The sequence below is a fragment of the Trinickia sp. genome (genome assembly GCF_051953405.1).
GTDB lineage: Bacteria > Pseudomonadota > Gammaproteobacteria > Burkholderiales > Burkholderiaceae > Trinickia.
In genome coordinates, this window is record NZ_JBQCIV010000141.1 from 43,248 (window position 1) to 66,037 (window position 22,790).

At 65.3% G+C, this 22,790-nt stretch carries 17 protein-coding genes; 4 read left to right on the forward strand and 13 right to left on the reverse strand.

The features are described 5' to 3' along the window. Positions 1-8 precede the first annotated feature (8 nt). Both recB and recC read right to left on the reverse strand, forming a co-directional pair. Positions 9-3,824, reverse strand: a complete 3,816-nt coding sequence (gene recB / locus ACTHN9_RS25535; protein ID WP_440539602.1) for an exodeoxyribonuclease V subunit beta — start codon at positions 3,822-3,824, stop codon at positions 9-11. Then, the gene (gene recC / locus ACTHN9_RS25540) at positions 3,821-7,312 is read right to left on the reverse strand and encodes an exodeoxyribonuclease V subunit gamma (RefSeq protein WP_440539603.1); all 3,492 of its coding nucleotides are present in this window, start codon (positions 7,310-7,312) and stop codon (positions 3,821-3,823) included. Before recC ends, recB begins: the two co-directional genes overlap by 4 nt. A gap of 250 nt (positions 7,313-7,562) precedes the next feature. On the opposite strand from recC, the gene ACTHN9_RS25545 reads away from it, so the two are divergent. After that, positions 7,563-9,845, forward strand: coding sequence for an FUSC family protein (locus ACTHN9_RS25545; protein ID WP_440539604.1), 2,283 nt, complete (start codon positions 7,563-7,565; stop codon positions 9,843-9,845). A gap of 29 nt (positions 9,846-9,874) precedes the next feature. Here ACTHN9_RS25545 and ACTHN9_RS25550 read toward each other — a convergent pair whose 3' ends face one another. From ACTHN9_RS25550 to ACTHN9_RS25565, 4 genes are all read right to left on the reverse strand, one after another. Further along, the gene (locus tag ACTHN9_RS25550; protein ID WP_440539605.1) at positions 9,875-10,078 is read right to left on the reverse strand and encodes a hypothetical protein; all 204 of its coding nucleotides are present in this window, start codon (positions 10,076-10,078) and stop codon (positions 9,875-9,877) included. 121 nt (positions 10,079-10,199) lie between these two features. Continuing rightward, the gene (locus tag ACTHN9_RS25555; protein WP_440539606.1) at positions 10,200-10,937 is read right to left on the reverse strand and encodes an HNH endonuclease; all 738 of its coding nucleotides are present in this window, start codon (positions 10,935-10,937) and stop codon (positions 10,200-10,202) included. A 3-nt stretch (positions 10,938-10,940) separates the two neighbouring features. Continuing rightward, positions 10,941-12,353 (reverse strand): AAA family ATPase, encoded by a 1,413-nt coding sequence (locus tag ACTHN9_RS25560; RefSeq protein WP_440539607.1) that lies wholly within the window; start codon positions 12,351-12,353, stop codon positions 10,941-10,943. A 98-nt stretch (positions 12,354-12,451) separates the two neighbouring features. Continuing rightward, a complete protein-coding gene (locus tag ACTHN9_RS25565) occupies positions 12,452-12,907 on the reverse strand; it encodes an Lrp/AsnC family transcriptional regulator (RefSeq protein ID WP_440539608.1) in 456 nt (151 codons plus the stop codon). Positions 12,908-13,030: 123 nt separating this feature from the next. Here ACTHN9_RS25565 and ACTHN9_RS25570 point away from each other — a divergent pair, with 123 nt between their 5' ends. Then, complete coding sequence (locus ACTHN9_RS25570; protein WP_440539609.1) at positions 13,031-13,672, forward strand: cysteine dioxygenase; 642 nt, start codon at positions 13,031-13,033, stop codon at positions 13,670-13,672. A gap of 83 nt (positions 13,673-13,755) precedes the next feature. On the opposite strand, the gene ACTHN9_RS25575 is transcribed toward ACTHN9_RS25570, so the two are convergent. Further along, positions 13,756-14,400 carry an NAD(P)-dependent oxidoreductase gene (locus ACTHN9_RS25575; RefSeq protein ID WP_440539610.1) on the reverse strand — a complete coding sequence of 215 codons (645 nt, stop codon included), beginning with the start codon at positions 14,398-14,400 and terminating at the stop codon, positions 13,756-13,758. Between the two features lie 157 nt (positions 14,401-14,557). Then, positions 14,558-15,013 carry an Rrf2 family transcriptional regulator gene (locus ACTHN9_RS25580; RefSeq protein ID WP_440539611.1) on the reverse strand — a complete coding sequence of 152 codons (456 nt, stop codon included), beginning with the start codon at positions 15,011-15,013 and terminating at the stop codon, positions 14,558-14,560. 167 nt (positions 15,014-15,180) lie between these two features. On the opposite strand from ACTHN9_RS25580, the gene ACTHN9_RS25585 reads away from it, so the two are divergent. Continuing rightward, a complete protein-coding gene (locus ACTHN9_RS25585) occupies positions 15,181-15,762 on the forward strand; it encodes a DJ-1/PfpI family protein (protein WP_440539612.1) in 582 nt (193 codons plus the stop codon). 18 nt (positions 15,763-15,780) lie between these two features. Here ACTHN9_RS25585 and ACTHN9_RS25590 read toward each other — a convergent pair whose 3' ends face one another. The 5 genes from ACTHN9_RS25590 to ACTHN9_RS25610 form a co-directional block, all read right to left on the reverse strand. Beyond that, positions 15,781-17,418 (reverse strand): ATP-binding response regulator, encoded by a 1,638-nt coding sequence (locus ACTHN9_RS25590; protein WP_440539613.1) that lies wholly within the window; start codon positions 17,416-17,418, stop codon positions 15,781-15,783. After that, the gene (locus ACTHN9_RS25595; protein WP_440539614.1) at positions 17,415-17,894 is read right to left on the reverse strand and encodes a response regulator; all 480 of its coding nucleotides are present in this window, start codon (positions 17,892-17,894) and stop codon (positions 17,415-17,417) included. Before ACTHN9_RS25595 ends, ACTHN9_RS25590 begins: the two co-directional genes overlap by 4 nt. Before the next feature lie 18 nt (positions 17,895-17,912). Further along, positions 17,913-19,517 carry a sensor histidine kinase gene (locus tag ACTHN9_RS25600; RefSeq protein WP_440539615.1) on the reverse strand — a complete coding sequence of 535 codons (1,605 nt, stop codon included), beginning with the start codon at positions 19,515-19,517 and terminating at the stop codon, positions 17,913-17,915. A gap of 90 nt (positions 19,518-19,607) precedes the next feature. Further along, positions 19,608-20,369, reverse strand: a complete 762-nt coding sequence (locus ACTHN9_RS25605; protein ID WP_440539616.1) for an ABC transporter permease — start codon at positions 20,367-20,369, stop codon at positions 19,608-19,610. Next, on the reverse strand, positions 20,366-21,295 hold the full coding sequence (locus ACTHN9_RS25610; RefSeq protein ID WP_440539622.1) for an ABC transporter ATP-binding protein: 930 nt from the start codon (positions 21,293-21,295) through the stop codon (positions 20,366-20,368). The genes ACTHN9_RS25605 and ACTHN9_RS25610 overlap by 4 nt, the downstream gene beginning before the upstream one ends. Before the next feature lie 512 nt (positions 21,296-21,807). Between ACTHN9_RS25610 and ACTHN9_RS25615 the strand changes: the two genes are divergently transcribed. Then, positions 21,808-22,653: an IclR family transcriptional regulator gene (locus ACTHN9_RS25615; protein ID WP_440539617.1), complete on the forward strand. Its 846-nt coding sequence runs from the start codon at positions 21,808-21,810 to the stop codon at positions 22,651-22,653. Positions 22,654-22,790: the final 137 nt, after the last annotated feature.

Here is a 22,790-nt window from a genome sequence, read left to right on the forward strand (position 1 = left end):
GACAAGGCTCACGATATCTGCCCCGCGCTCACGAGCGCATCGAGTGCCTCGATCAATTCGCGCGCCGGCTTGCGCGCGTGCACGCCAGCGGGCACCGCCCCGTCTCGCCAGGCGGGCCGCACACCGCGGACGAACAGATAGCTGTAGCCGCCCATGTGGACATCGTAGTCGTAACCCGGACGGCGCGCCTTCAGGTAGCGATGCAGCGCAACCGTATAAAGCAACGCTTGCAAATGGTAGGCATGGTGCGCCATCGCAGCTTCGAGCGCGGTCGCGCCGTAATCGGCTGCATTTGCGCCCAGATGATTCGACTTCCAATCGATGATCCAAAACCGGCCCTCGTGCTCGACCACTAAATCGATGAACCCTTTCACGTAGCCCGCGAGCAGGCCGGCCTCGAGCGCCACGTCGGGATAGCCGTGACGCGCCAGCAATGCTCGCAACGCGGACAACTCGAGCGCGGGCGACGCGAACAGAAACGGCCATTCCGTGAGACGACGCGCCGGATCGAGCGCCGCGAGCGTCATGCCGGGCGCCACTTCCACGGCCGTCACGTCGGCGATCAGCCGCGCCATCATCGCCGGCATCCGCGCCGCCGTTTCCGCGTCGGTCGCGACAGGCCGCTCGCGCAGCGCGCGCTCGATCGCGGCGGGCCATGTGGCAGGCTCGGAGAAATCGGCCAATTCGAACATCCGGTGCAGACATTCGCCCGCTGTCGCCCCGCGCGGGAAGGCCAGAATATCGTCGGCTTCGCGCAGCTCGGCGGCGCCGTGTGCAGGCTGAGCAAGCTGCGCAGGCTGAGCGGGCTGCGGCGAACCAACCGGCTCGGTCCTGGGGCTCGCCTCCAACTGCGCGGCGGCAAGTGCGTCGTGATCGGGCCTCGGTTCGTCGTCGGCCGTGTCGTTCGCATGCCGGGCGCCCGCGGCTGCCAGCGAGCTGAAGCTAGCGATGCGCCAACTCTCTGTGAGCGGCCGATGCGGCTTGCGTGCCGTCAAGCGCTTGCCGGACGCCGTCTCGCGCGGGAGCGGCGCGCGCGCGCCCGGCGCCGGCAACGGCGCGAGCGTGATCGTCGCATCGGCTAGCGCGCCCCATGCCGCTTCGATCGCGCGATCGTCGGGCGGATCGTCGGCCCATGCTTCGAACGGGCGTCCGTCGCCCGCCACGAGCCAATTGAGCACGCTGCGGCGCGACTCCTTCGTCGAACGCGAGGACACGTACAAGCCCGCGACGAGGTAGCACCGATGAACCGCTCGCGTGAGCGCAACGTAGACGAGCCGTGCGCGCTCGGCCGCTTCCTCGCGTGCGGCTTCGGCCTGCGCACGCTCGGCCTCGGCGCCCTCGCAGCCGTAGTGAAGCACGGCACGCGCGCCCGCCGGCGTTTGCTCGTGATACTCGCTCGCATCGGGCAACCCCGTGCTCGAGCCGGTCATGCGTGCGCCGTCGCCTAGGAACGGGCAAAACACGACGGCGTATTCGAGTCCCTTCGACTTGTGGACCGTCACGATCTGGACCAGATCGCGATCGGATTCGAGCCGCAGTTGCGCTTCCTCGCCGCCGCCCCTGGCGCGCTCCCCGGACAGCCAACGCAGTGTCGGCGTGATGCCGGGATGAACGGCCGAGCGCGCGGCCGCCAGTTCGGCCAGGTGGTTAATGTCCGTTAAGCGCCGTTCGCCGTCCCGGCCCGCGATCAGCCGCTCGCCCACGGCAAGTTCGCGCGCCATGGTCCTCCACATCGTCGCGAAACCGCGTTCGAGCCACAGCGACCGGTAACGGGAGAAGCGCTCGACCCAAGCCGTCGCTTCGTCGGCGTGCGCCTGCACGGGGGCATCGGCGAGCTGCGCCAGACGCGCCAGCGCCGCGGCATCGAGTCCGAACCAATCGGCCGCCAGCGCCGCCCTCAAGCGACGCAAATCACCGGGCGCATCCACGGCCGAGAGGACGCGTTCGAGCTGCTCGGCATCGAGCGTCGCGAACACGGAGGACTGCGCGAGTTCGACGCTGCCCACGCCCCACGCGGCGAGCACGCGCTTCATCAAGCTGCCCTGCTTGTGCGTGCGGACGAGCACGGCGATGTCGGCCGGCGCCAGCGGCGCCTTCCCGAGCGCGACGCCGCCCTCGCGTGCGCCGCGCAGCAGGCGCACGATTTCTTGCGCGCACGCCTCGGCCGCCGATCGCTGCGCCTCGCGTTTGAGGAACGGCGCTTCGCCCGCCGGTAGCATCCAAACGCGCAGCGCACCGTCGGCGCCTTGCCCGCGCGCGGGGTCGTCTCGATCGAGCAGCGGCGCGCGCGCACGATCGGCCGCCTGCACCGGCGCGTAGTCGAGTCCTTCGAGCACGAACGCGCGCGGATTAGCACCGAAGATGCGATTGCACGCGGCAACGAGCGCAGCCGTCGAACGCTGGTTGACGGCGAGCGTGTAACGCGCCGTGGCCGCGTGCCGCGCGGCCAGGTACGTATGCAGATCGGCGGCGCGAAAGCTGTAGATCGCTTGCTTCGGATCGCCCACGAGAAAGAGCGGCCCCGCTTGGCCGTCGCTGCCCGGCCCCGCGAAGATCCGCTCGAAGATCGCGAACTGCAGCGGGTCCGTGTCTTGGAACTCGTCGATCAGCGCGGCCGGATATCGCGCGCGCAATGTCTGCGCCAACCAAGGATGCTCGCCGAGCGCGCCGTGCAGATTGGCGAGCAAGTCGTCGAACGACGCGAGCCGGCGCGTGCGCTTCATCGCGGCCAGCGCGGGCGGCGCTTCGTCGAGCCATAGGGCGAGCAGCGCGAGCCAACGCCTGCGATGCGCGGCGTCGAGCGCCTCGGCAGCCTCGGCGAGCGTGTCGGCCAGCACGAAGAAGGGATGCTCGGGCGGCGCGAACTTCACTTTGGTCGCCTTGGCGAGCGCCGTTGCGGTCAGCTTCAATGCCTCGCGCGCGGGCACCGCATGGCAATCGTCTTGCCCGAAATACCGGCCCCACGCATCGAGCGCCGCGCGCACGGCCTCGGGCTTGTGAGTGGTTTGCTTCAGCGCCGCTTGTGCCTCGTCGAGCAGCCGCTCGATCGTCTCGCGCTCGGCATGCCACAGTGCGCAAGCCGCATCGAAGCGCGCGCGCGCTTCGTCCTCGCCCGGCGGTTCGAGCGCAGGCGGCGTCGCGCCCGAGGCGCCCCAGCGCAACTGCGCAAGCGGCTTTTTCAGGCGGCGGGCCAGTTGCGCATCGAGTTCCAACGGCGTCGCGCCGCGCGCGACGAGCCACGCCGCGAATGCGGGATAGGCGGCCGCCACGGGTTCGACGCGCTCCCGCCAGAAATCGAAAGCCAGCTCGAAGCGTAGGGACGCGTCGTCGGCTTCCATCTCGAATGCAAACGGCATCGCGGCAGCGAACGGCGCCTCTTGCAACGCGCGCTGACAAAACGCGTGAATCGTATGGATCGCCGCTTGGTCGAACGTCGACAGCGCACGGCGGATGCGCTTGGCGGCCAGCGCGCGATCGAGCCCGCCGGGGCCGAGCGTCGTCGCGAGCAGTTGCGCGACGAACGGGTCCGCCGGCAGCTCCGCGCCCTCATCGGCCAGTTCGATGGCCAGGGCCAACTCGGCAAGGCGGCCGCGAATCCGCTCGTGCAGCTCGGCCGTGGCCGCTTTCGTGAACGTGACGACCAGGATTTGATCGGCGTTCAAATCCCGTTCGAGCAGGAGCCGCACATAGAGTGCACAAATATTCCAAGTCTTGCCGGTACCGGCCGAGGCTTCGATCTGATTGACGCCCGTCAGCTCGCATCGAAACACGTCGAGCGGCTCGGGCGGCGACGGGATGACGGTGAGGCGGTCGTGCTCGCTCATGCGTCGGCTCCCGTCAAATGCGCCTTCAACGGCTCGAACACGATGCGCGAGACGGTTCCGAACGCCTCGTCCAACGAGAGGTCGAGCCCGCGCCAGGCGATCGCGAGCGCGGGATCGTCGGATTCTCCGCGCACGCGGTCGCTGATCCACACGCCGAGCGCCTCGGCGTCGCCCCCGTTCACCTTGGCCCAGGCGGCTTTCGGGAAGAAGCGCAACGGCAGGCGCCGCCCCGCGGCAAACAGCGCGACGAGCGGCGCAAGATGATCGAGCGGCGCCGTCACGCGCGAAAACGCGAACCGCTCGCCGGCCCCGTACCACACCGTGCGGCAGGGCCCATCGGGCTGAGCCGCGCAGTAGGCCAAATGCGCGAGCCACGCGTTCAGATACTCGCGCGCGTTCGGGCTCGCGTAGCGAAACAGCACTTGGCCCGCATCGGTCACGCGATTGAAGGTGCCGTGCAAGTGCAACGGAGCGCCTTCGTCCAATGCTTCGCGCAGCGCCGCATCGTGTTCGCCGAACAGCGCGACGCCTTGCGCGTCCGGCCAGCGCGGCGCTACCTGCAACGCGAACGTCAATCGCGCCGAACCGCCCGCGAGAGCATCGCGCACCTGCCCCGCCAAGCGGGCCAGCGCACCGAGTTCGCGCCGCTTGAGCACGTCGCCCGTCGCGCCGGCGGGCAGCTCGGGGCTCGTTTGCGCAACGCGCCAAGCGCGTGCGCGCGCGGCGTCGTCGTCGCGCTCGATGAGTCGCGGCAGCAACCGGTCGGCCAGCGCATCGCGGCCCGTGTAGTCGAGTTCGAACGGTTCGACCTCGAGCAGCTCGCCTTGCGTCTTCTCGAGCACGACGCCAAGCCGCTCGCGCAGCAGCGCGCGCGCCGGATGTTGCCAAAAGCGCTGGAAATCGGCGAAGGACACGGGCTCCGCCGGCTCGGGCGGCAGCGGGCCGGCGAATAAGGGCGCCGAGACCGGTTCGGCATCGAGGGCCAACTGCGTGGCCAGACGGGCCCGCTCGGCATCGTAGGTGAACAGCGTGCGCCCGTGGCCGCCGAGGTGGCCGTCGCGGGTCTCGTCGAAATACGCTGCGGAAAACGGCTGCAGCGGATGGTCGACGACGAACGAGCGGCGCGCCGCGGCGAGTTCGGCAGGCGTCGCATCCACGCCCGCTTTCGCGCGCGCCAGATGATCGAGCAATTCGTCGACGAGCGCGGCCGGCGGCAAGGGCGCGTTGTCGCGAATGCTGCGTCCGGTGTAGCTCACGAACAACCGGTCTCGGGCGGCAAGCAGCAGATCGAGGAACAGATTGCGCTCGTCGGCGCGGCGCTGGCGGTCGCCCAACTGCGGCAGCACGGCCATCAGGTCGAACTCGTCCGCGCGCGCGAGGCTCGGCAAGACGCCGTCGTCCATCCCGATCAGGCAGATCGCCCGATACGGCAAGCCCCGCAGGCTCGTTAGCGACGAGAACGTCACGCCGCCCCACGGCACCCCGCCGTGGGCCGCGTCGTCGAGCGCAACCGTCAGGGCGGCGCGGACGACGGCGGCCGGGGCCGCTGCGTCGCGCGCGCCATCGCGCATGGCCTCGAGCGCTTTCTCCACGGCATCGCGCACGCTCGCCAGTGCATCGGCGAATGGGGGCGATGCGTCGAACGATCGCGCCAACGCATCGGCCAACAGCACGCTCCATTCGTCGCAGGTCATTGGCTCGCGCGAACGCCGCACGAAGCCGTACAAATCGTCGACGAAGCAAGCGAGACGCCCCAACAATTGCGCATCGGCGCCGCGTGCGCCGGGAACCGGCAACCATGCATCGACGGGCTCGCCGTCGTCGGGCATCGCGTAACCGAGGAATAGGCGCGTCAATGCGTCGGCGAAGGTGTGGCGCGCACCGGAGAGCGCATGCGCGGCCGGTTCGTCGCCGCCCGCCGGCGCCTCGCTGGCGAGTCCGCGCCGCGCGCCGGCCGCGGCAAGCCAGCCCTGCACCGTATCGAGCGCGACGGCATCGATGCCATATCGCGCGGCCACCGCCTCGACGCGCAGCCACTCCACGAGTTCCGGCGCGGCCACGCCGCGCTCGGCCAACGCTAACCAATCGAGCAATACGCGTGCGATGGGATTGGCCTGCGACGGCGGCAGGCCCGTGATGCGATAGGGGATGCGGCCGCGCTCGTCGCCGCGCGGCGTACCGAATACGGCGTCGATCAGCGGCGCGCAAGCGGCCAGGTCGGGACAGACGACCAGCACGTCGGCCGGGCGTAGACCCGGCAGTGCATCGTCGTCGCCCGCACGAGAATCGTCGAACCAGGCGAGCAGCCGGTCGTGCAGCACGTCGAGCTGGCGCGATAGGCTATGACAAACGTGCACCTCGATGCCGCGGGCACGTTCATCGGAAGCCCCATGGGCGGCGAGATCGGCATCGGGGGTCTCGGGTTCCAAATCGAGCATGGCGTTTTGCACACGCGCAAGCCAGTTGGGCGCGTCGTTTTGTGCGAAACGCGTCGCCTCGCTGGACGCCGCCCCTTCCGTCAGTTCGTGCAACAGATGCAGGTGCGCCTGCGTTTGCCGCCCCCACTCGGCCAGCAGCGGATGGCCGACTTCGTGGAAGTCGAGCGAATCGGCGGCTTCGAGTGCGAGCGCGCGCTTCTCGGTCACGATGTCGAACCAAAATTGCCTGCAAGGGTTCAAGACATACAGGCGGACGTCGATCCACCGCGAGAGTTCGCGCAACAAGGCGATATAGAGCGGCGCGATCGTCGGCAAGGCGAACACGCTGACAGCCTGAGGCCACCGTGCACGCATGACCGCGTCGAGATCGAGCGTCCGCACGAGTTCCAGGAAACGATGAGCGGGCGGCGCGGCGCCCTGCGTGTCCCCCGCGCCGTTCTCCTGCGCCAGCTCGGCCAACACGGCACGCCACAGCGCAGCCTGCCAGCGCTCGTCTTCGCGCGCGGCGGCGCTTGCGCTACCGATGCGCGACGGCGCAATCGCGCCAGGGCCTGCCTCGAAGATCGATTGCCCTTGCTGCCAGCGGGCGAGCCATTCGGGGCGGTAGGTCAGATAGTGATCGAAGACGGTCGCCACTCGCCGTGCCAATTCATAGCGCATCGGCGCGTCGGCCGCTTCGAGATAGCTGCGCAGACGCGGCGAATCGAGCCACGCCACCGGCGCCTCGGGCTCGCCGTCGGGCCCGTGTTCGCCTTGCCCGAACAGGCGATAGCAACGCCACGCAAGCCGCTCGACCCCAAGCGGCGAATGCGCGGGCACCTCGATAACGCCGCCGATCTGCGCCCAGAGCCACTGCGCGAGGTAGCTGAAATTCACGTTCGCGCAGATGCCGCGGCGCGCGGCCAGTTCGAGTTCGAGCCGGCGACGCACGGCGGCGCTCGGCACGACGATTTCCTCGCTCGTCCACGGATCGGTGGGCATGGCGGCGAGATCTTCGACGAGCGCTTGGACAAGCGTTTCGTACCGGTTCGAATAGAAAAGCTGGAGCATGAACCCTTGAGATGGAGGCCGCCCAACGGGCGCGCATCGCTGGCGGCGAAAAACGTCAGGATAGCAAAGGCGGCGACGCGTCCGCACCCGGCCTTTCGCCTAAATACGAATCGGCATGCCAGCGCGTTGGCCGAGCCGCGCGGCGCAAGGCGCAGGCCCGAACGCGCCATGCCCGGCGCGCATGAAATACGTTAGACTCCACGCAAGCCGCCTGCCCCGCACCCCGTTCCCGCTGCCCGCCTCGAGATCGATGCGCTATTCGAAAGAAATCGAAAAATTTCTCTACAGCCAGTATTTTTTCGGGGGCTTGCGTACCGCCCTCGGCGTGTCGCTGCCCGTCGTGCTGTGCCTAGTCGTATTCCATCAGGCCGATCTCGGCTTCACGATCTCCACGGGAGCGCTCGCCGCATGCGTCGTCGACATGCCCGGGCCGCTCAAGTACAAGCACAACGAAATGCTCGTTTGCAGCGTGCTGGGTTTCGTGGCCGCGCTGGCGACGGGGCTCGCGACGTTCAACGTCTTCGCGCTCTGGGCCACCGTCGTCGCGATGACGTTCGTGCTGTCGTTGACCGTCGTGTACGGCAACCGCTGGCCGCAAATCAGCTTCGCGACGTTATTCATGATGGTGATGACGCTCGAGGAGCACCTCACCCCGCTCAAAGCGCTCACTAACGCCAGTTGGATATTGCTGGGCGGCCTTTGGTACACCTACTGGGCCACCTTCATTTCGCGGTGGCAGGCACACCGGATGGAAAAGCAGGCACTGGCGGAAAACGTCTTCGCCTGCGCCGAATACCTCCTCGCCCGCGCCGATTTCTACGACGTCGACGCCAACCTCGACGAGTGCTACACCCGTCTCGTGGAAAAACAAACGGCGGCCGTCGAAATGCAGGACGCCGCGCGCGCGATCGTCTTGCGCAATCTGCCCAAGCTGCGGCGCGGCAAGCTCGATCCGCGCCGCGTGACGCTGTTCAACCTGTTCATCAATACGGTGGACCTGCACGAGCTGTTCGTCGGAGCGCATACCGATTACCCGCTCATGCGCAGCACCTTCGGCAATGCCGATTTGATGCTGTTCTTCCGCGATCTGATCCGCAAGGCGGCGATCGAACTCGAGGAAATCGGTCTCGCCGTGCTGCAGAACCGGCGGCCCGAGTCGCGCGCGCACGCCAAGGCGGAAATACGCGCGATCGAGTACGAGATCGAACTCATGCGCAAGCAGGGGATGCCGGAGCGCAGCCCCGAAGCGTATGCGGCCGCATCGACCACGTTCCGGCGTCTCTGGAGCGCGGTGCGCCTCATCGACAAAATGAAAAAAAGCGTCGGCAGCGAAACGCCGGCCGTGCGCACGGAGCTGCGCGTCGATCACACGCTCATGCGATTCCTGTCCGGCCGCCGCGTGCCGTGGCCGCAGATCTTCTCGAACCTGACGATGGCATCGCCCAGCTTTCGCCATGCGCTGCGCGTGACGATCGCGGTGGCCGTGGGGTTTTGGCTCGGGCGCCTGCTGCCGCTCACCAACGCCTACTGGATCGTGATGACGACGCTCATCATCATGAAGCCGGGCTACTCGCTCACGAAGCAGCGCAATACGCAGCGGATCGTCGGCACGGCGATCGGCTGCGCGGCGAGCCTCGCGTTGATTTGGTTCGTCAAGGCGACGCCTATTTTGCTCGTCTTCATGTGCGTTTCGATGGTGATGAGCTACAGCTTGCTGCTGTTCAACTACACGGCGAGCGTCGTGTTCACGTCGTCGTACGTCCTGCTGCTGTTCCATCTGCTTGCCCCGGGCAGCCTGCGCATCATCGGCGAGCGGGCGATCGATACCGTCATCGGCTGCGCGCTCGCGATCGCGGCGAGTCATCTGTTCCCGTATTGGGAATATCGGCTGATGGGCAAGCTCGTTACGGAGATGCTGGCCGCGACGCGCCAGTACTTGGAGAGCGCTTGGTGGTGGGGCAATGCGCAGCGTGCGGGCGCGCCCGGCGCCGCCGGGTCGGCCGATGCCGCAACGGCTGGGGTGCCGCCCGAGCCGGCCGGCACGAACGAACGCGAATTGCGCTACCGGCTCGCACGCAAGAACGTTCATATCGCCTTTGCGAATTTGGCGCAGGCGTTCCGGCGCATGATGCTCGAACCGAAGGCGCAGCAGCGGTTCGTCGCCGAGTTGAACGATCTGCTCGTGCAAAGCCACGTGCTGGCCGCGCATATCACCGCCGCGGCGCCGTTGCTGCGCAGCGTGGCGCAGCAGGAACCCGACGGCGCGCCGGCGCTGCAACGCGCGCTGTCGTCCGTGCGCGAGAATCTTGCGCGAGCGCAAACGGGCGAGGCGCCGCCCGTCGATCAAGCGGAAACGACGAAACAGCTCACGCGCGAACTGGATACGATGGTCGTGGACGTCGAACGCGCCGGCGCGCAGCCGCCCGAATTCGTCGGCGAGATCAAGCTGCTGGCGCTGCAGTGCAAGCAAATGCTCGCCGCTTCGTTCCTGATTCGTAAGGACGCGGGCGCGATTCGGCTACCCGAGGCCTGACGGCCTCGAATCGCGACGAACGGCCTCGCTTACTGCGAAGCCCCGGAGGCGCTGGCGGCGGCCGCTGCGCTGGCGGCCGGGGCCGTCGCCGCGGCGTTTTGTTCGTCGTACTCGCGCTTGCCCTTCATCGCATTGAACACGAACGTGGCGATCACGAGCAGGACGACGACGACGACGAACACGGCGACGCGAGTCGTGGGATTCGATTTGTTCGATTGGCGCGGGTCGTTCATGAAAGAGGGGTCGCGGCGTCGGCAAGGACGCCCGTCGACGGAAAAGTGAGACGGAAGCCGGCATTCTACGCGCATCGCCGCGAGCGTCACCTGACCGGCAGCGCCATTTCGAACGATGAGATCAAATCTTGCCGCCGCCGACGAGCCGATCGGGATTCGGTGCGGGGCTAACTGGCTGGGCCGTTGTCGCATCGAAGCATTGACTCGCTTGCGTCCCGCTGAACGCCGCAATGAGGCGCTGGCGCATGTCCAAATCGTCAGCGAATACAGTCATCCAGATGCTGAAGAATCCATATGCCAAGGCCAAGCGCACGGCAGCATCGCGAAGTTCGACCAAGTGCGGCCGAGCCCTAACAGCTTCTTTGCTTTCGAGAGCAAGCAGCCAAGCTTCCCTGCGCTGCGAAGCACGGTCAAGCGCGACCTCTTTGTCATTCTCGTCCAGGTTGCCTCGATCTCCCTTATCCAGGCCGGTCAAAGCTAGGGTCGCTTCCGCCATAGCTCGCATGCCAAGATCGACAGCGGCAGCAGACGGCACGACTCTGCCGTCCTCCAAATAAGAGAAGGCGACGAACGTATTGTCGCGATCGGGCAAAAACGTATTGTGCAGTCCAACCCGTTTAGCGCTTTTGGTCGAATTGCAGTTCACGCAAGCGAGCAAATAGTTGCTCCACGTCCCTTCCAGGTGAGCGAAATCCGCCAACGCCTTCGGCTGAATATGCTCCACAGCCAAGTTCGTGCATATGCGCCGCTCGCAATAACTGCAGTACATCCCCAAGCGAGAAACGAGATACGGCTGTGCACTTGCATAGGGATCGAAATCGTGTGCCTGAGGAGACGTCCCGCGACGAATCGGCCGCATTCCTTACTCCCCTAACTTGGCCACACGCTTCATTTCCAGGAAAGCCTGAAACGCTGGATTGTCTGCGTACGGCGCTATGGCATCAGCAAGCCGTTCTTTGAAATCGGCCAACTTCTCCTGGGGAATCATCGCTGCGTCCTCAAGCTCTTCCAGGTATTGTCGGGCGACGCCCTTCATCTCGCGATAGCGGTTGCTGACATCGGCATTTTCAACGCCCATCAGCCCGCAAGCGATGTCCTCGAGGGACATATTCGCGACTTCCGCTGTAGGCTGGCCATCGAGGACAATCAACTCCTCTCCGGAGCGCAGCGATTGGATGAGGAACGGCGAATGACTGGTGCAGATGAACTGGACCCTCGGAAAAGTCCGGCGCAGAGCCTCGATAATTCCACGTTGCCACGTCGGGTGGAGATGAAGATCCAATTCATCGATTAGGACGACACCGGGCGTCCATTCGAGTGCCTTTTCGGCAAGGCTCGGATTTAGCATTGCGGCCTTGATGGCGAGATCGGCCACAATGGCGACTATGTTTCGGTAACCGTCGCTTAGTTCCTCGAACGATAGAAATCGACCATCTTTCAACTTTACGATCAACGTCCGTAGCTTCACGCTGTACCGGGCGGAGACTGCGTTCGGCAGCATAGACTCGACGGCTCGATAGACAAGCCGTAACGCCGGAGATTGCTCTTCCTCGTCAAGCTCGTTACGCCGCTCGTAGGCCATCCAACGAATTAGATCGTCAGGATTGCAACGTTTGTCAACACTCAACTGATAACCGTAAAACGGTTGGGCTAGTGCCTCTCCCTCGGCAAGTAACTGCTCAAGCAAGTCGGTTTCCTTGAGGTCAGCAGGTTGCTTCACTTTGTATTTGCGGAGCGTCTTTCCGTCGGACTCTCGAACCGACTCCCATAAACGGCCCGCGCCGAAATAGCGAATCAGCGGAAGAACCTTGGCTTTCCCATCCAGAACGGATCGCGCCATGACTTCAGCCACTGTCTTCAATTTCTTCGCGTTAGCTTGCGTCGTACGCCCGCCTGGACCTTCGACAGAACGAGCCCAAGTGACGTGGCGCTCCTCAGTTGGCTCGGAGAACTTCATCTCGCCGGACGCGCTGCGTTCCGCTCTCTCAACCGTCACAACTCCCTCGGCCTCGACCCTCACCGGAAACTGCGGCAACTCACGGTACCGCTTTTCGACGAACTCGCGCACGATACGCACGTCCCCCGGCCGAATATGCCGTGAATCGTAACCGCGAATCCCAAGAAACCAAGAACCAATCGCGACGGCGGCCGCTTCCAGCAACGACGTCTTTCCGCTGCCGTTCACGCCCACGATCAAATTAAACTGCGGGTGCAAGACGAACTTGCGTTCCTCGTAGCCTCGGAAGTTTTGGAGTTTGAGGGTGACAAGACGCACGTGAGGCAGCTCCGGCTCAAATGGGCAGACGTGCGGAACGCACGCCACGATTCGGTGCAGGCGACGCGTCGGTCGCCGGCGCCGACATAATAAAGCAGCTAGGACCTGACCGGCAGCGCCGTCGAATATTTGATCTGCTCCATCGCGAAGCTCGAACTGACGTCGAACAACGGCACCGCACGAATCAGCTGCTTGTAGACGCGATCGAAATCGTCGATGTCGGAGACGACGATCCGCAACAGATAGTCGGTCTCGCCGCTCATCCGATAGGCTTCGACCACCTCCGGGATGTCGCGTACCACCTGAACGAACTGTTTGGCCCATTCCTCCGTGTGCTGGTTCGTCCGCACGGCGACGAACACGGTCGTGCCCACGCCGAGCTTGCGTGCGTCGCACAGCGCCACCTGCGCGCGAATGACACCCTCTTCCTTGAGCCGTTGCACCCGCTTCCAGCACGGCGTTTGCGAAAGGTTGACCCGGCTCGCAAGTTCGGCGATCGGCAGCGTCGCATCGGCTTGCAGCAGCTCGACGAGCTTCCTATCGATAGCATCCATTCCCTTTTCCACTCCCAAATAGAATTTTTTTCTAGCCCAGCGCGCGATGGTGGAATTATAGGGAAACTCTTTTTACGCATAAACCGATATAAATGGGAGATCGATCCAACCTGACGACGGACCATGAATCCCAACCTCGAATCTTCGGCGCACGAGGCCCCGCGCGGCCTGCACATGTCCGGCACGCGGGGCGCAGCCGTCATCGATGCAAGCGCGGCCTGCGCCGTCGAGCGGTTGCGCCAAGCACTCGACGAAGCCTTCAACGCGGTTCAGTCCGGTGCCGACCCGGCCCATTGCGCATGTCCCGAGTTCGCGTCCCGTGTGCGCGCCGCGCTGACCCAAGCCGCGGCCGAGGACGCGCTATTGACGCCCGCGCAGCGCGAAGGCGCACTCAACGGCTATCGACGCCACCTCTTGGTCGCCGATCCGCACGGCCGCTATGCGGCTGCGGCGCTGGTCTGGCAACCCGGTCAAGCCAGCCCCGTGCATGCCCATCACACTTGGTGCGGCTATGCGGTGCTCGATGGGGTGCTGACCGAGACCCTGTATGCATGGAATGAAGCGGCGCGTTGTGCGACCCGGTCCCGCGCTCATCCGCGCGAGGCCGGCGCCGTCTCGTATGGGCGGGCCGGCTTGAACGCCATCCATCGGCTCGGCAACGAGAGCCCCCGGCCCGCCGTGTCGCTGCATATCTACGGCGTGTCGAGCGAGCGATTCGCGACGCACGTCAATCGCCTCATATCGGCCGAATACGAACCTGCCTGAAACGAACACTGACGTGCGCGCGCCGCCGAACGCGGCGCGCGGCATGGACTTAAGCCGGATCGATCCGTGCCGACGGCCGGCGATCAGTACGCAACCGTCGCGATCTGGCGGACGAAGCGACCCTGCTCGATTTCGTCGACGAACGCCGCCGCATAGTCCTCGGCCGAGATCTTGCTGTTGCCGTCGGCATCGACGATGAGCGAATCGGCGCCCGTGCGGAAGACGCCGGTCTTCGTGCCCGGCGCGATCATCGCGGCGGGGGCGAAGAACGTCCAGTCGACATCGGCGACGGTCCGATAAACCCCCAGCGCGTCGCGATGGGCCAACGCGACCGCTTTATAAGCCTCCGGGAATCCTTCCGCGTCAACGAGTTGCTTGCCGGGCGCAACCAGCAGCGAGCCTGCCCCGCCGACGGCCACGAGTCGCTTGACCCCCGACGCGCGCGCAAGCGCGACGAGCGACTGCGCCGCCTCGACGACTTTCGACGGTTCGTCGCGGCCAGGACCATAGGCGCTCGCGATCGCATCGAAGCCCGCGATCTGCGTCGCGCTTTGCGCCGCGTCGAACAGGTCGCCCGCGATCGTCTTCAATTGCGGCAGCGCGCCACCCTGCCCCGGTTTGCGTGCGATCGCCGTGACCTCATGGCCGCGCGCAAGCGCCTCGGCCGCGATGCGCGATCCGATCATTCCCGTGGCGCCAAACAGTGCGATTTTTAGACGACGTTGCATACAGACTCCTTATCGAATGGATGTGTAACTCACATAGTTACATTTTTACATCGAAAAAAGAGAGGCGATGCCTCTCGCTTACCTCACCGCGCTCCCTTCGTCCCTCGTCGATCGGCTGTCTTGGCCGGCCGCCGCGGCAAAAAGGAAACGTTCCGCCCTACGCCGACTCGGCGGGTGACCGGCCCGCCGCGCCTTCCGCTTCGAGCACGCCCGCTGTCACGTCTGCCAGCGTGCGCGCCCCGAGCGATGCCTCCATGGCTTGCTGAGCATCGTCGACAATGCCGGCCAGCACCTGCTGAATATGCCGTCCCACCAAGCACGCCGGGTTCGGCGCCTCGCGATGAAGACCGAACAAACGCGCCTCGTCGACGGCACGATAGACATCCACGAGCCGAATCGCACCGGGCGCGCGCGCCAGCAACGCACCGCCGCCCGCGCCGAGCTGGGAGGTGGTGAGCCCCGCCTGCGCCAGCATCGATAGCAACCGACGGATCAGCGCCGGATTCGTGTTCACGCTGCCGGCGATGATCTCGGACGACAACGGCTCGCCTTGCTGCAGCGACAGCAGCGCCAGGATATGGACGGCGTAGGCGAAACGACTGCTGGTGTTCATCGCTGAAATTCGATCTTCAAAAATGTAACCATGATAGTTACATTAGAAAGATCGCGCAAATCCCCTCCCATTCGCATCGCCATCGCGCGCAAGGAGTACACTGCCCGCTTCGCTTAGCAAGTGCAGCTCTCTGTTGTCGTCTATCCCTCCATTGAAAGGAGCAGGCCATGGCCGCGAAGAAGATTCTGTTTCTGACGGGCGATTTCGCAGAAGATTACGAGACGATGGTGCCGTTTCAGGCGCTGCAGGCGATCGGGCATACGGTGGACGCCGTCTGTCCCGGCAAGCGGGCCGGCCAAAAAGTGAAAACCGCCATCCACGATTTCGAGGGCGACCAAACCTATACCGAGAAGCCCGGCCACGCCTTCACGCTCAACGCAAGCTTCGACGAAATCGACGCCGGCAGCTACGACGCGCTCGCCATCGCCGGCGGCCGCGCCCCCGAGTATCTGCGGCTCGACGCCAAGGTGATCGAACTCGTGCGCCACTTCGCCCAGCAAGGCAAGCCGATCGCTGCCATTTGCCATGCCGCGCAACTGCTCGCGGCCGCCGGCGTGATCGAGGGCAAACGCATCTCGGCCTACCCGGCCTGTGCGCCCGAGGTGCGGCTCGCGGGCGGCGAGTACGCCGACATTCCCGTCGATGCGGCCGTCACCGATGCGCCGTTCGTGACGGCGCCCGCGTGGCCGGCCCATCCCGAGTGGCTGCGCCAATTCCTGGTATTGCTCGGTACGCGGATCGAGCTTTGATCGAGCCCTGATCGAGCCTTAAGCCTCGCTCGCGAACGACGTCGTTCGGCCCGCCAGCGCAGCCACCACGACGACGAGTTCGAGCGGATCGACCGGCTTGGCCACGTGCGTTTGAAACCCGGCGAGCAGTGCCCGTCGCCGGTCTTCGCTGCGTGCGAACGCGGTGAGCGCCGCGGCCGGCGTGGTGCGCCCACCCGGCGCCTCCGACGTCCGTAGCCGGCGGATGAACTCGTAGCCGTCCACACCGGGCAGGCCGATGTCGCTGACGATGACGTCGGGGGCCTGCGACACGCACGCGTCCAATGCTTCCAAGGCGGAGGCGAAGGCGAGCGTCGTCGCGCCGCGCTCTTGCAACACGCGCTCGACCAGCTCGCGCGCGTCCGGCTCATCTTCCAGCACCAGCACGCGCAGCCCGGCCAGCGCTGGCGGCGCGTGCAGTTCGAGCGCGCCGGCCTCGATCTCGCGCGCCTCGTCGGCGCCCGTCGCAGGCAGCGTGACGACGAAGGTCGCGCCGCAGCCGGGCCCGTCGCTGCGCGCGACGATCTGGCCGTCGTGCATCTCCACGAGCTGACGCGCGATCGAAAGCCCCAGCCCCAGGCCGCCGTGCTGCCGCGCGATGCCGGCGTCTTCCTGGCAAAAGCGTTCGAACACGTGCGGCAAAAATTCGGCGGTGATCCCTTGCCCGTTATCGGCGACGATCAACTCGACTTCGCCCTCGCGCCGCTGGAGCTTCACCTCGACGCACCCGCCCTTGCCGGTAAATTTCACGGCGTTCGACAGCAAATTCCAGACGATCTGCTGCAGACGCGACGGATCGCCTAGCACCCCGCCCGCGGCTTCGAGCGAGGTCACGAAGCGAATGTCCTTCGCCTGCGCGGCAGGGCCGACCGAACGAATCACGTACTCGACCACGTCGACCAAATCGACCCGCTCGGCGTCGAGCCGCAGCTTGCCGGCCAGGATGCGCGAAAAATCGAGCAGATCGTCCACCATGCGCGCCTGCGCGCGCGCATTGCGGTCGATGACGTCGAGCCCCTTGCGCAGCGATTCCGACGCCGTGGCGTCGCGCAACAGAAATTGCGTCCAGCCGACGATCGCGTTGAGCGGCGTGCGCAGCTCGTGCGACAGCGTCGCGACGAATTCGTCCTTCATCCGGGACGCGCGCTCGGCTTCGGCGCGCGCCGTGCGTTCGGCGGCGAGCAGCGCTTCGCGCTCCTCGGCCAATGCCCGAAAATGCGCTTCGCGTTCCTGCGAACGCTGCGCCTGGGCCAATTCGCGTTCGATGCGCCGCTCGCGCAAGACGCGCTCGATCGCCTCCGGCAGGTATTCCAGATAGCCCTCGCTCTTCGGCACCACGTCGGCCACGCCCGAACGCAGCGCTTCGATCACGCGCGCTTCGTCGGCGAAGCCGGTGCAAAGAATCGCGGGCAGCACGAGCCCTTGAACGCGCAATGCCCGCAAGAAATCGAGCCCGGTTTCGGCGCTGCCGAGCGAGTAATCGACCACGATGACATCGGGCAGCTCGGCGGCCAGCGCCTCGCGGGCCGCCGCCGTACTGGCGGCCGTGCCGACGCGATAGCCGGCGCGCGTCAGCGAGCGCGAGGCGAGCCGAAGCAGCCCTTCGTCGTCGTCGATGAAAAGCGCATGCGCGCTCATCGAGCGCCTGCGGGCAACTTCACGACTTGCAGGAAGAAGCCGAGACGACGGACCGCTTCGATGAACGCGTCGTATTCGACCGGCTTCGTGACGTACACGTTGCAGCCGAGTTCGTAGCAACGCTCGATTTCGCGCGGATCGTCGGTCGTCGTCAGCACGATCACGGGCAGCGAGGCCGTACGCCGGTCCGCTTTGAGCCGCCGCAGCACTTCCAAGCCGTCGATACGCGGCATTTTCAGATCGAGCAGGATGACCGACGGCGGCAATTCCTCGCGCAGAAACTGCGAGGGCTCGTTGAAAAAGTAATCGAGCGCTTGTTGTCCGTCCGCGAAGCGCGTGAACCCGTTCGTCAGCCCCGCGCGCCTTAAGTTGCGCTCGATCAGCGTGGCATGGCCGTCGTCGTCTTCGATCAGGATGATGCTGACCGATTGTCCCGCGAGAGGCGCGCTCGTTTCTGGCGCTGTCGAGTTATGCATGGTGGCTTCCTTGATTCGTTAAGCGGCGACGACCTGCTTGGCCGCCTCCGGTAGCGATAGATAGAACGTGGTGCCCTCGCCTTCGGTCGATTCCGCCCAGACGCGCCCGCCGTGGCGTTCGACCATGCGGCGCACGAGTGCGAGACCGATGCCTTCGCCGGCGGCGACGTTGCCGTGCAGCCGCTGGAATGCGTTGAACAGACGGGGCATCGCACCGGCCGGGATCCCCAGGCCGTTGTCCTTGACGTAGAAGATCCGCAGCGAGCGCACGCCGCCGGGCGGCGCCGGCAGCGCGCCCACCTCGATCCGGCCGGGACGGTCCGGGTCGAGATAGTTGATCGCATTGCCGATCAAGTTCGCAAAAATTTGCTCGAGCGCGGTGGGGTCGCCCCACACGGGCGGCAACTCGTCGACGACGACTTCGGCCCGGCACGCGCGAATCGACGCCTGCATCGCATCCAGCACATGCCGAACGACCGATGCGACATCGACCTCCTGGCGCCGGTACTCCACGCGCCCGACGCGCGACAGGCGCAGCAGCGAATCGATGATATGCGCGGCGCGCAGCACGGCGCTTTGCAGGTAGCGCAGCGCTTCGCCGATATCTTCGTCGATGAGCCGCTCGATACGCTCGCGCTCGGCGGCCTCGAGCGACGACGCCCGCACGGCCTCGCGCAAATCGTCGCACGCGTGTGTGAGTTCCTTCGAAAAACCTTGCAGGTTGACGAGCGGCGCGCGCAGATCGTGCGACACGCTATAAATGAACATCTCGTTTTCCTGCGTTTGCTGGTGCAGCGTCTCGTTAGTCCGCGCGAGTTCGTCCGCCCGGCGCGCCAGATCGCTCTGAAAGCGCGCCTGAAGCCGTTCCGATTCGAGCAGCCGCCGGCTCGTGTCGTGCAAGATTTCGTCGAGTTCCGCGATTTCGTCGTTGCCCGTCGACGGCGGCCCGAGCGGGGCGCTCTCGGCCAGGCGCGCCGCATTGTCGGACAGCAGCGCAAGCCGCCCGCGCAGGCCGCGCGTGAACAAGAATACCGCCAGCGCCGTCATGACGAGCGAGCCGAGCACGACCGCGGCGGTGAGCTGCTGCTGTTGGGCGAGCGCCTGCGCCGCCTGCGCCGATCGCATCGCGTCCGTGCGCAGCTCTTCGTTTTGGAACGCGGCGAGCTGGGCGCGGAAGCGATCGACGACATCGACGCTCGTCTGGTTGCGGAACCGATCGAGCACGTCCTTGCGCCGGCCGGTGCGCAGCAAGTCTTGCACTCGGTCCGACCATTGCCGGTACGCCTGCACCGTCTGGCGAATCTGCGCGGCGCGCTCGACCTGGACGGGGTTGTCCGCCACCAGATCGACGAGATGGTCGATGCGTCGATCCAGATCGATCCAGAGCGTGACGGGCGTGGTCGATCCCCGCTCGTCCTTGAACACGGCGCCGCGCATGCGCACCGTTTCGATCAGCATGGGTTCGAGGATCGCGCTCGTTTGGCGCAGCACGTCCTTGCTGTGCAACGCCCATTGCTCGGCCTGCTCGGCGTCGCTCTGCGCCTTCACGAGCCCGGAGAGCAATGCAAGCTCGACCGCTGTCGGAATCGCGATCAGTAACAAGCCTTTGGTCGTCAGTCTCATGCGCGGTCAGAGCGGTTCGGGAGCCTGGCCGGCGCTACGCCGGCAATTGACGCATTATGTCGGCGTTTTTCGGGAATGACAAAGCCGTCGTTAATTTTTGAGCCGGTACCCGGTTTTGAAAATCCAGGCCACGATGCCCGTGAAAATCGCGAGAAATACGGCTGTCATGCCCAAGCTGACGCCGACGTGCACGTCCGCGATGCCATAAAAGCTCCACCGGAAGCCGCTGATCAGATAGACAACCGGGTTCGCGAGCGCGATCGTGCGCCAAACGGGCGGCAAAATATCGATCGAATAGAAACTTCCGCCAAGAAACGTAAGCGGCGTGACGATCAGCAACGGGATCACTTGCAGTTTTTCGAAACCGTCGGCCCAAATGCCGATCACGAATCCGAACAAGCTGAACGTGACCGAGGTCAGCACGAGGAACACGATCATCCAGAATGGGTGCTCGATGCGTAGCGGCACGAAGAACGCGGCTGTCGCCATGATGATGAGCCCGAGCATGATCGATTTGGTCGCGGCCGCACCCACGAAGCTCACCACGAGTTCGAAGTACGACACGGGCGCGGTCAGCAGTTCGTATATCGTGCCCGTGAATTTCGGGAAATAAATCGCGAACGATGCGTTGCTGATGCTTTGCGTAAGCAGCGAGAGCATCACGAGCCCAGGCACGATGAACGCGCCATAGCTGATGCCGTCGATCTCGCGAATGCGCGAACCGATCGCCGCGCCGAACACGAGGAAGTAAAGCGACGTGGAAATCACGGGCGAAATCACGCTTTGCATGAGCGTGCGCCACGTGCGGGCCATTTCGAATCGGTAAATCGCGCGCATGGCGAAATAGTTCATGACCGCTCCTTGACGAGATCGACGAAGATGTCTTCGAGCGAACTTTGCGTCGTTTGCAAATCTTTAAAGCGAACGCGCGCGTCGTCGAGATCCTTGAGCAACTTGACGATGCCGGCGCGCTCCGATTGCGTGTCGTCGTAGGTGTAGGTGAGCGCGCCGCCCTCGGCCGACAGCTCGAGCCCGTAACCGGCAAGCTCGGCCGGCACCTGCTCGATCGGCGCCGCGAGCTGCAGCGTGAGCTGCTTTTTGCCGAGCTTGCGCAGCAGTTGCGCCTTTTCTTCCACGAGCACGATTTCGCCCCGATTGATGATGCCGATCCGGTCGGCCATCTCCTCGGCTTCGTCGATGTAGTGCGTCGTCAGGATGATCGTCACGCCGGTTTCCCGGAGCGTGCGCATCAATTGCCACATGTCGCGCCGCAGCTCGACGTCGACACCCGCCGTCGGCTCGTCCAAGAACAGCACTTGCGGCTCGTGCGCGAGCGCTTTGGCGATCAGCACGCGCCGCTTCATGCCGCCCGAGAGCGTCATGATGGCGTTGTTGCGTTTGTCCCACAGCGACAGAGCGCGCAGGACCTTTTCCAGATGCGCGGGATCGGCCGACTTGCCGAACAGCCCGCGGCTGAACGAAACGGTCGCCCAGACCGTTTCGAACGCGTTGGTCGTCAGCTCCTGCGGCACGAGCCCGATCATGGCCCGCGCACGCCGGTAGTCCTTGACGATGTCGTGGCCGTCGACGAGCACGGTGCCCTCCGTGGCATTGACCAAACCGCAGACGGTGCCGATCAGCGTCGTCTTGCCGGCCCCGTTCGGGCCGAGCAGCGCGAAGATTTCGCCGCGCCGGATCTCGAGATTCACGCGCTTGAGCGCTTGAAATCCCGACGCGTACGTCTTCGATAGATTCGAAATGGAAAGAATGGTGTGCATCGCTCCGCTGTCCGTGAGATCGCAGCCGGCGGCGAACACCGGCGCGAGAATCGACGCAGACGATAGCAGATGCGCGCGCGGCCTGCCGGCGACCTGAGCGAAACGGATGGCGGCGGGCATCGAAGAGGCGCAGCGAACGCGCCCTGCCGGGCGCACGAAAAAAAAGGCGCCACGTTGCCGTGGCGCCTTAAAGAAGTTCTAGCCATTCCGAGGGCCGTGCTAGAACCTGAGAGACGGTATTTCGGAACCGGGACCTTCCATCGACCGCCGACGCACCCGATCCGCAGACCGTTTTTTGGCGTCGTTCCGAAATCAGATTCCATTCTTTCCCTTTCGGCTGACGAAGTCAAGATAATTTTTTCCGAAATAGTAACAGGTACCCCCGAAACGGTAACGATTTCATCCCATGCAATAGGTAATATTTACCTTCTTCACGTGCTACCCCAGGAGGCGTAGACTGGGGGAAACTTCAGACGTGAAATTCCATTTCAAAAATCTGTCACAGGCGCATCGTGGCGACATCCCTCTCACGCACCCCATCGCCCTCCGGCTCGGCATCGCCAACGCCCAAGGAAGGCGCCGGAGATGAAATCCTCGCGCTCTCGCGCGGGCTCGCGTTGCTGCGGCGCGTCGCCTCGTCCGACGGCCCCGTGAGCAACGGGGAATTGGCCGAGATGACGGGCATCCCCAAGCCGACGGTGTCGCGCATCACGGCAACGCTCGTCGGCGCCGGCTTTCTCTTTCAGTTGCCCGACAGCGAGCGTTTCGTCCTGACGGCTTCGGTACTCGAATTGAGCAACGGTTTTTTGCGCAATTTCGACATCCGGGCCCGAGCGCGGCCGTTCCTGATCGAACTCGCCGAACGCACGTCGCTGTCCGTTCATCTCGCGGCTCGCGACCGGCTCGACATGGTGGTGATCGAAGCGATCCGGCCGCGCTCCGCGATTCTCGTGTCGCGGCTCGAGGTGGGCTCGCGCGTCGACCTCGCCCGCACTGCCGTGGGCCGCGCCTATGTGGCGGCGCTTTCCGATACCGAACGCGCCACGCTGATGGCCGGACTGCAAGCGGCCTCGGGCGACGACTGGCCGCACATCCACGCCCGCCTCGCCCAATCGCTCGACGAAACCCGCACGCTGGGCTTCGCCATCGCAACGGGCGAGTGGTATGCGGAACTCAATGCCATTGCGGCCGGTTTTGTCGGTCCGTCCGGGGAGCGCTACGCCGTCAACTGCGGCGGCGCCGCGCATCTGTGCCCAAGAGACTGGCTGATCGAGCGGGCGGCGCCGGTACTGAAGGAATGCATCGAGCGTATCGTTCGAGAAATCGGCGGCGCCCCGAACCAGCGGCTCGTGGATTGACCCGGCGCCCGCCGATTCGTTCGATCGATCGCGCCGGCAACGACGCGCGCGCGGCGCTCGCAGCCTGCGGCTTGCATCCCCACGGTATGTAACGCCCGTAAAAAACCGAAAAATGCGCGACTGGACTGGCCCAGGCG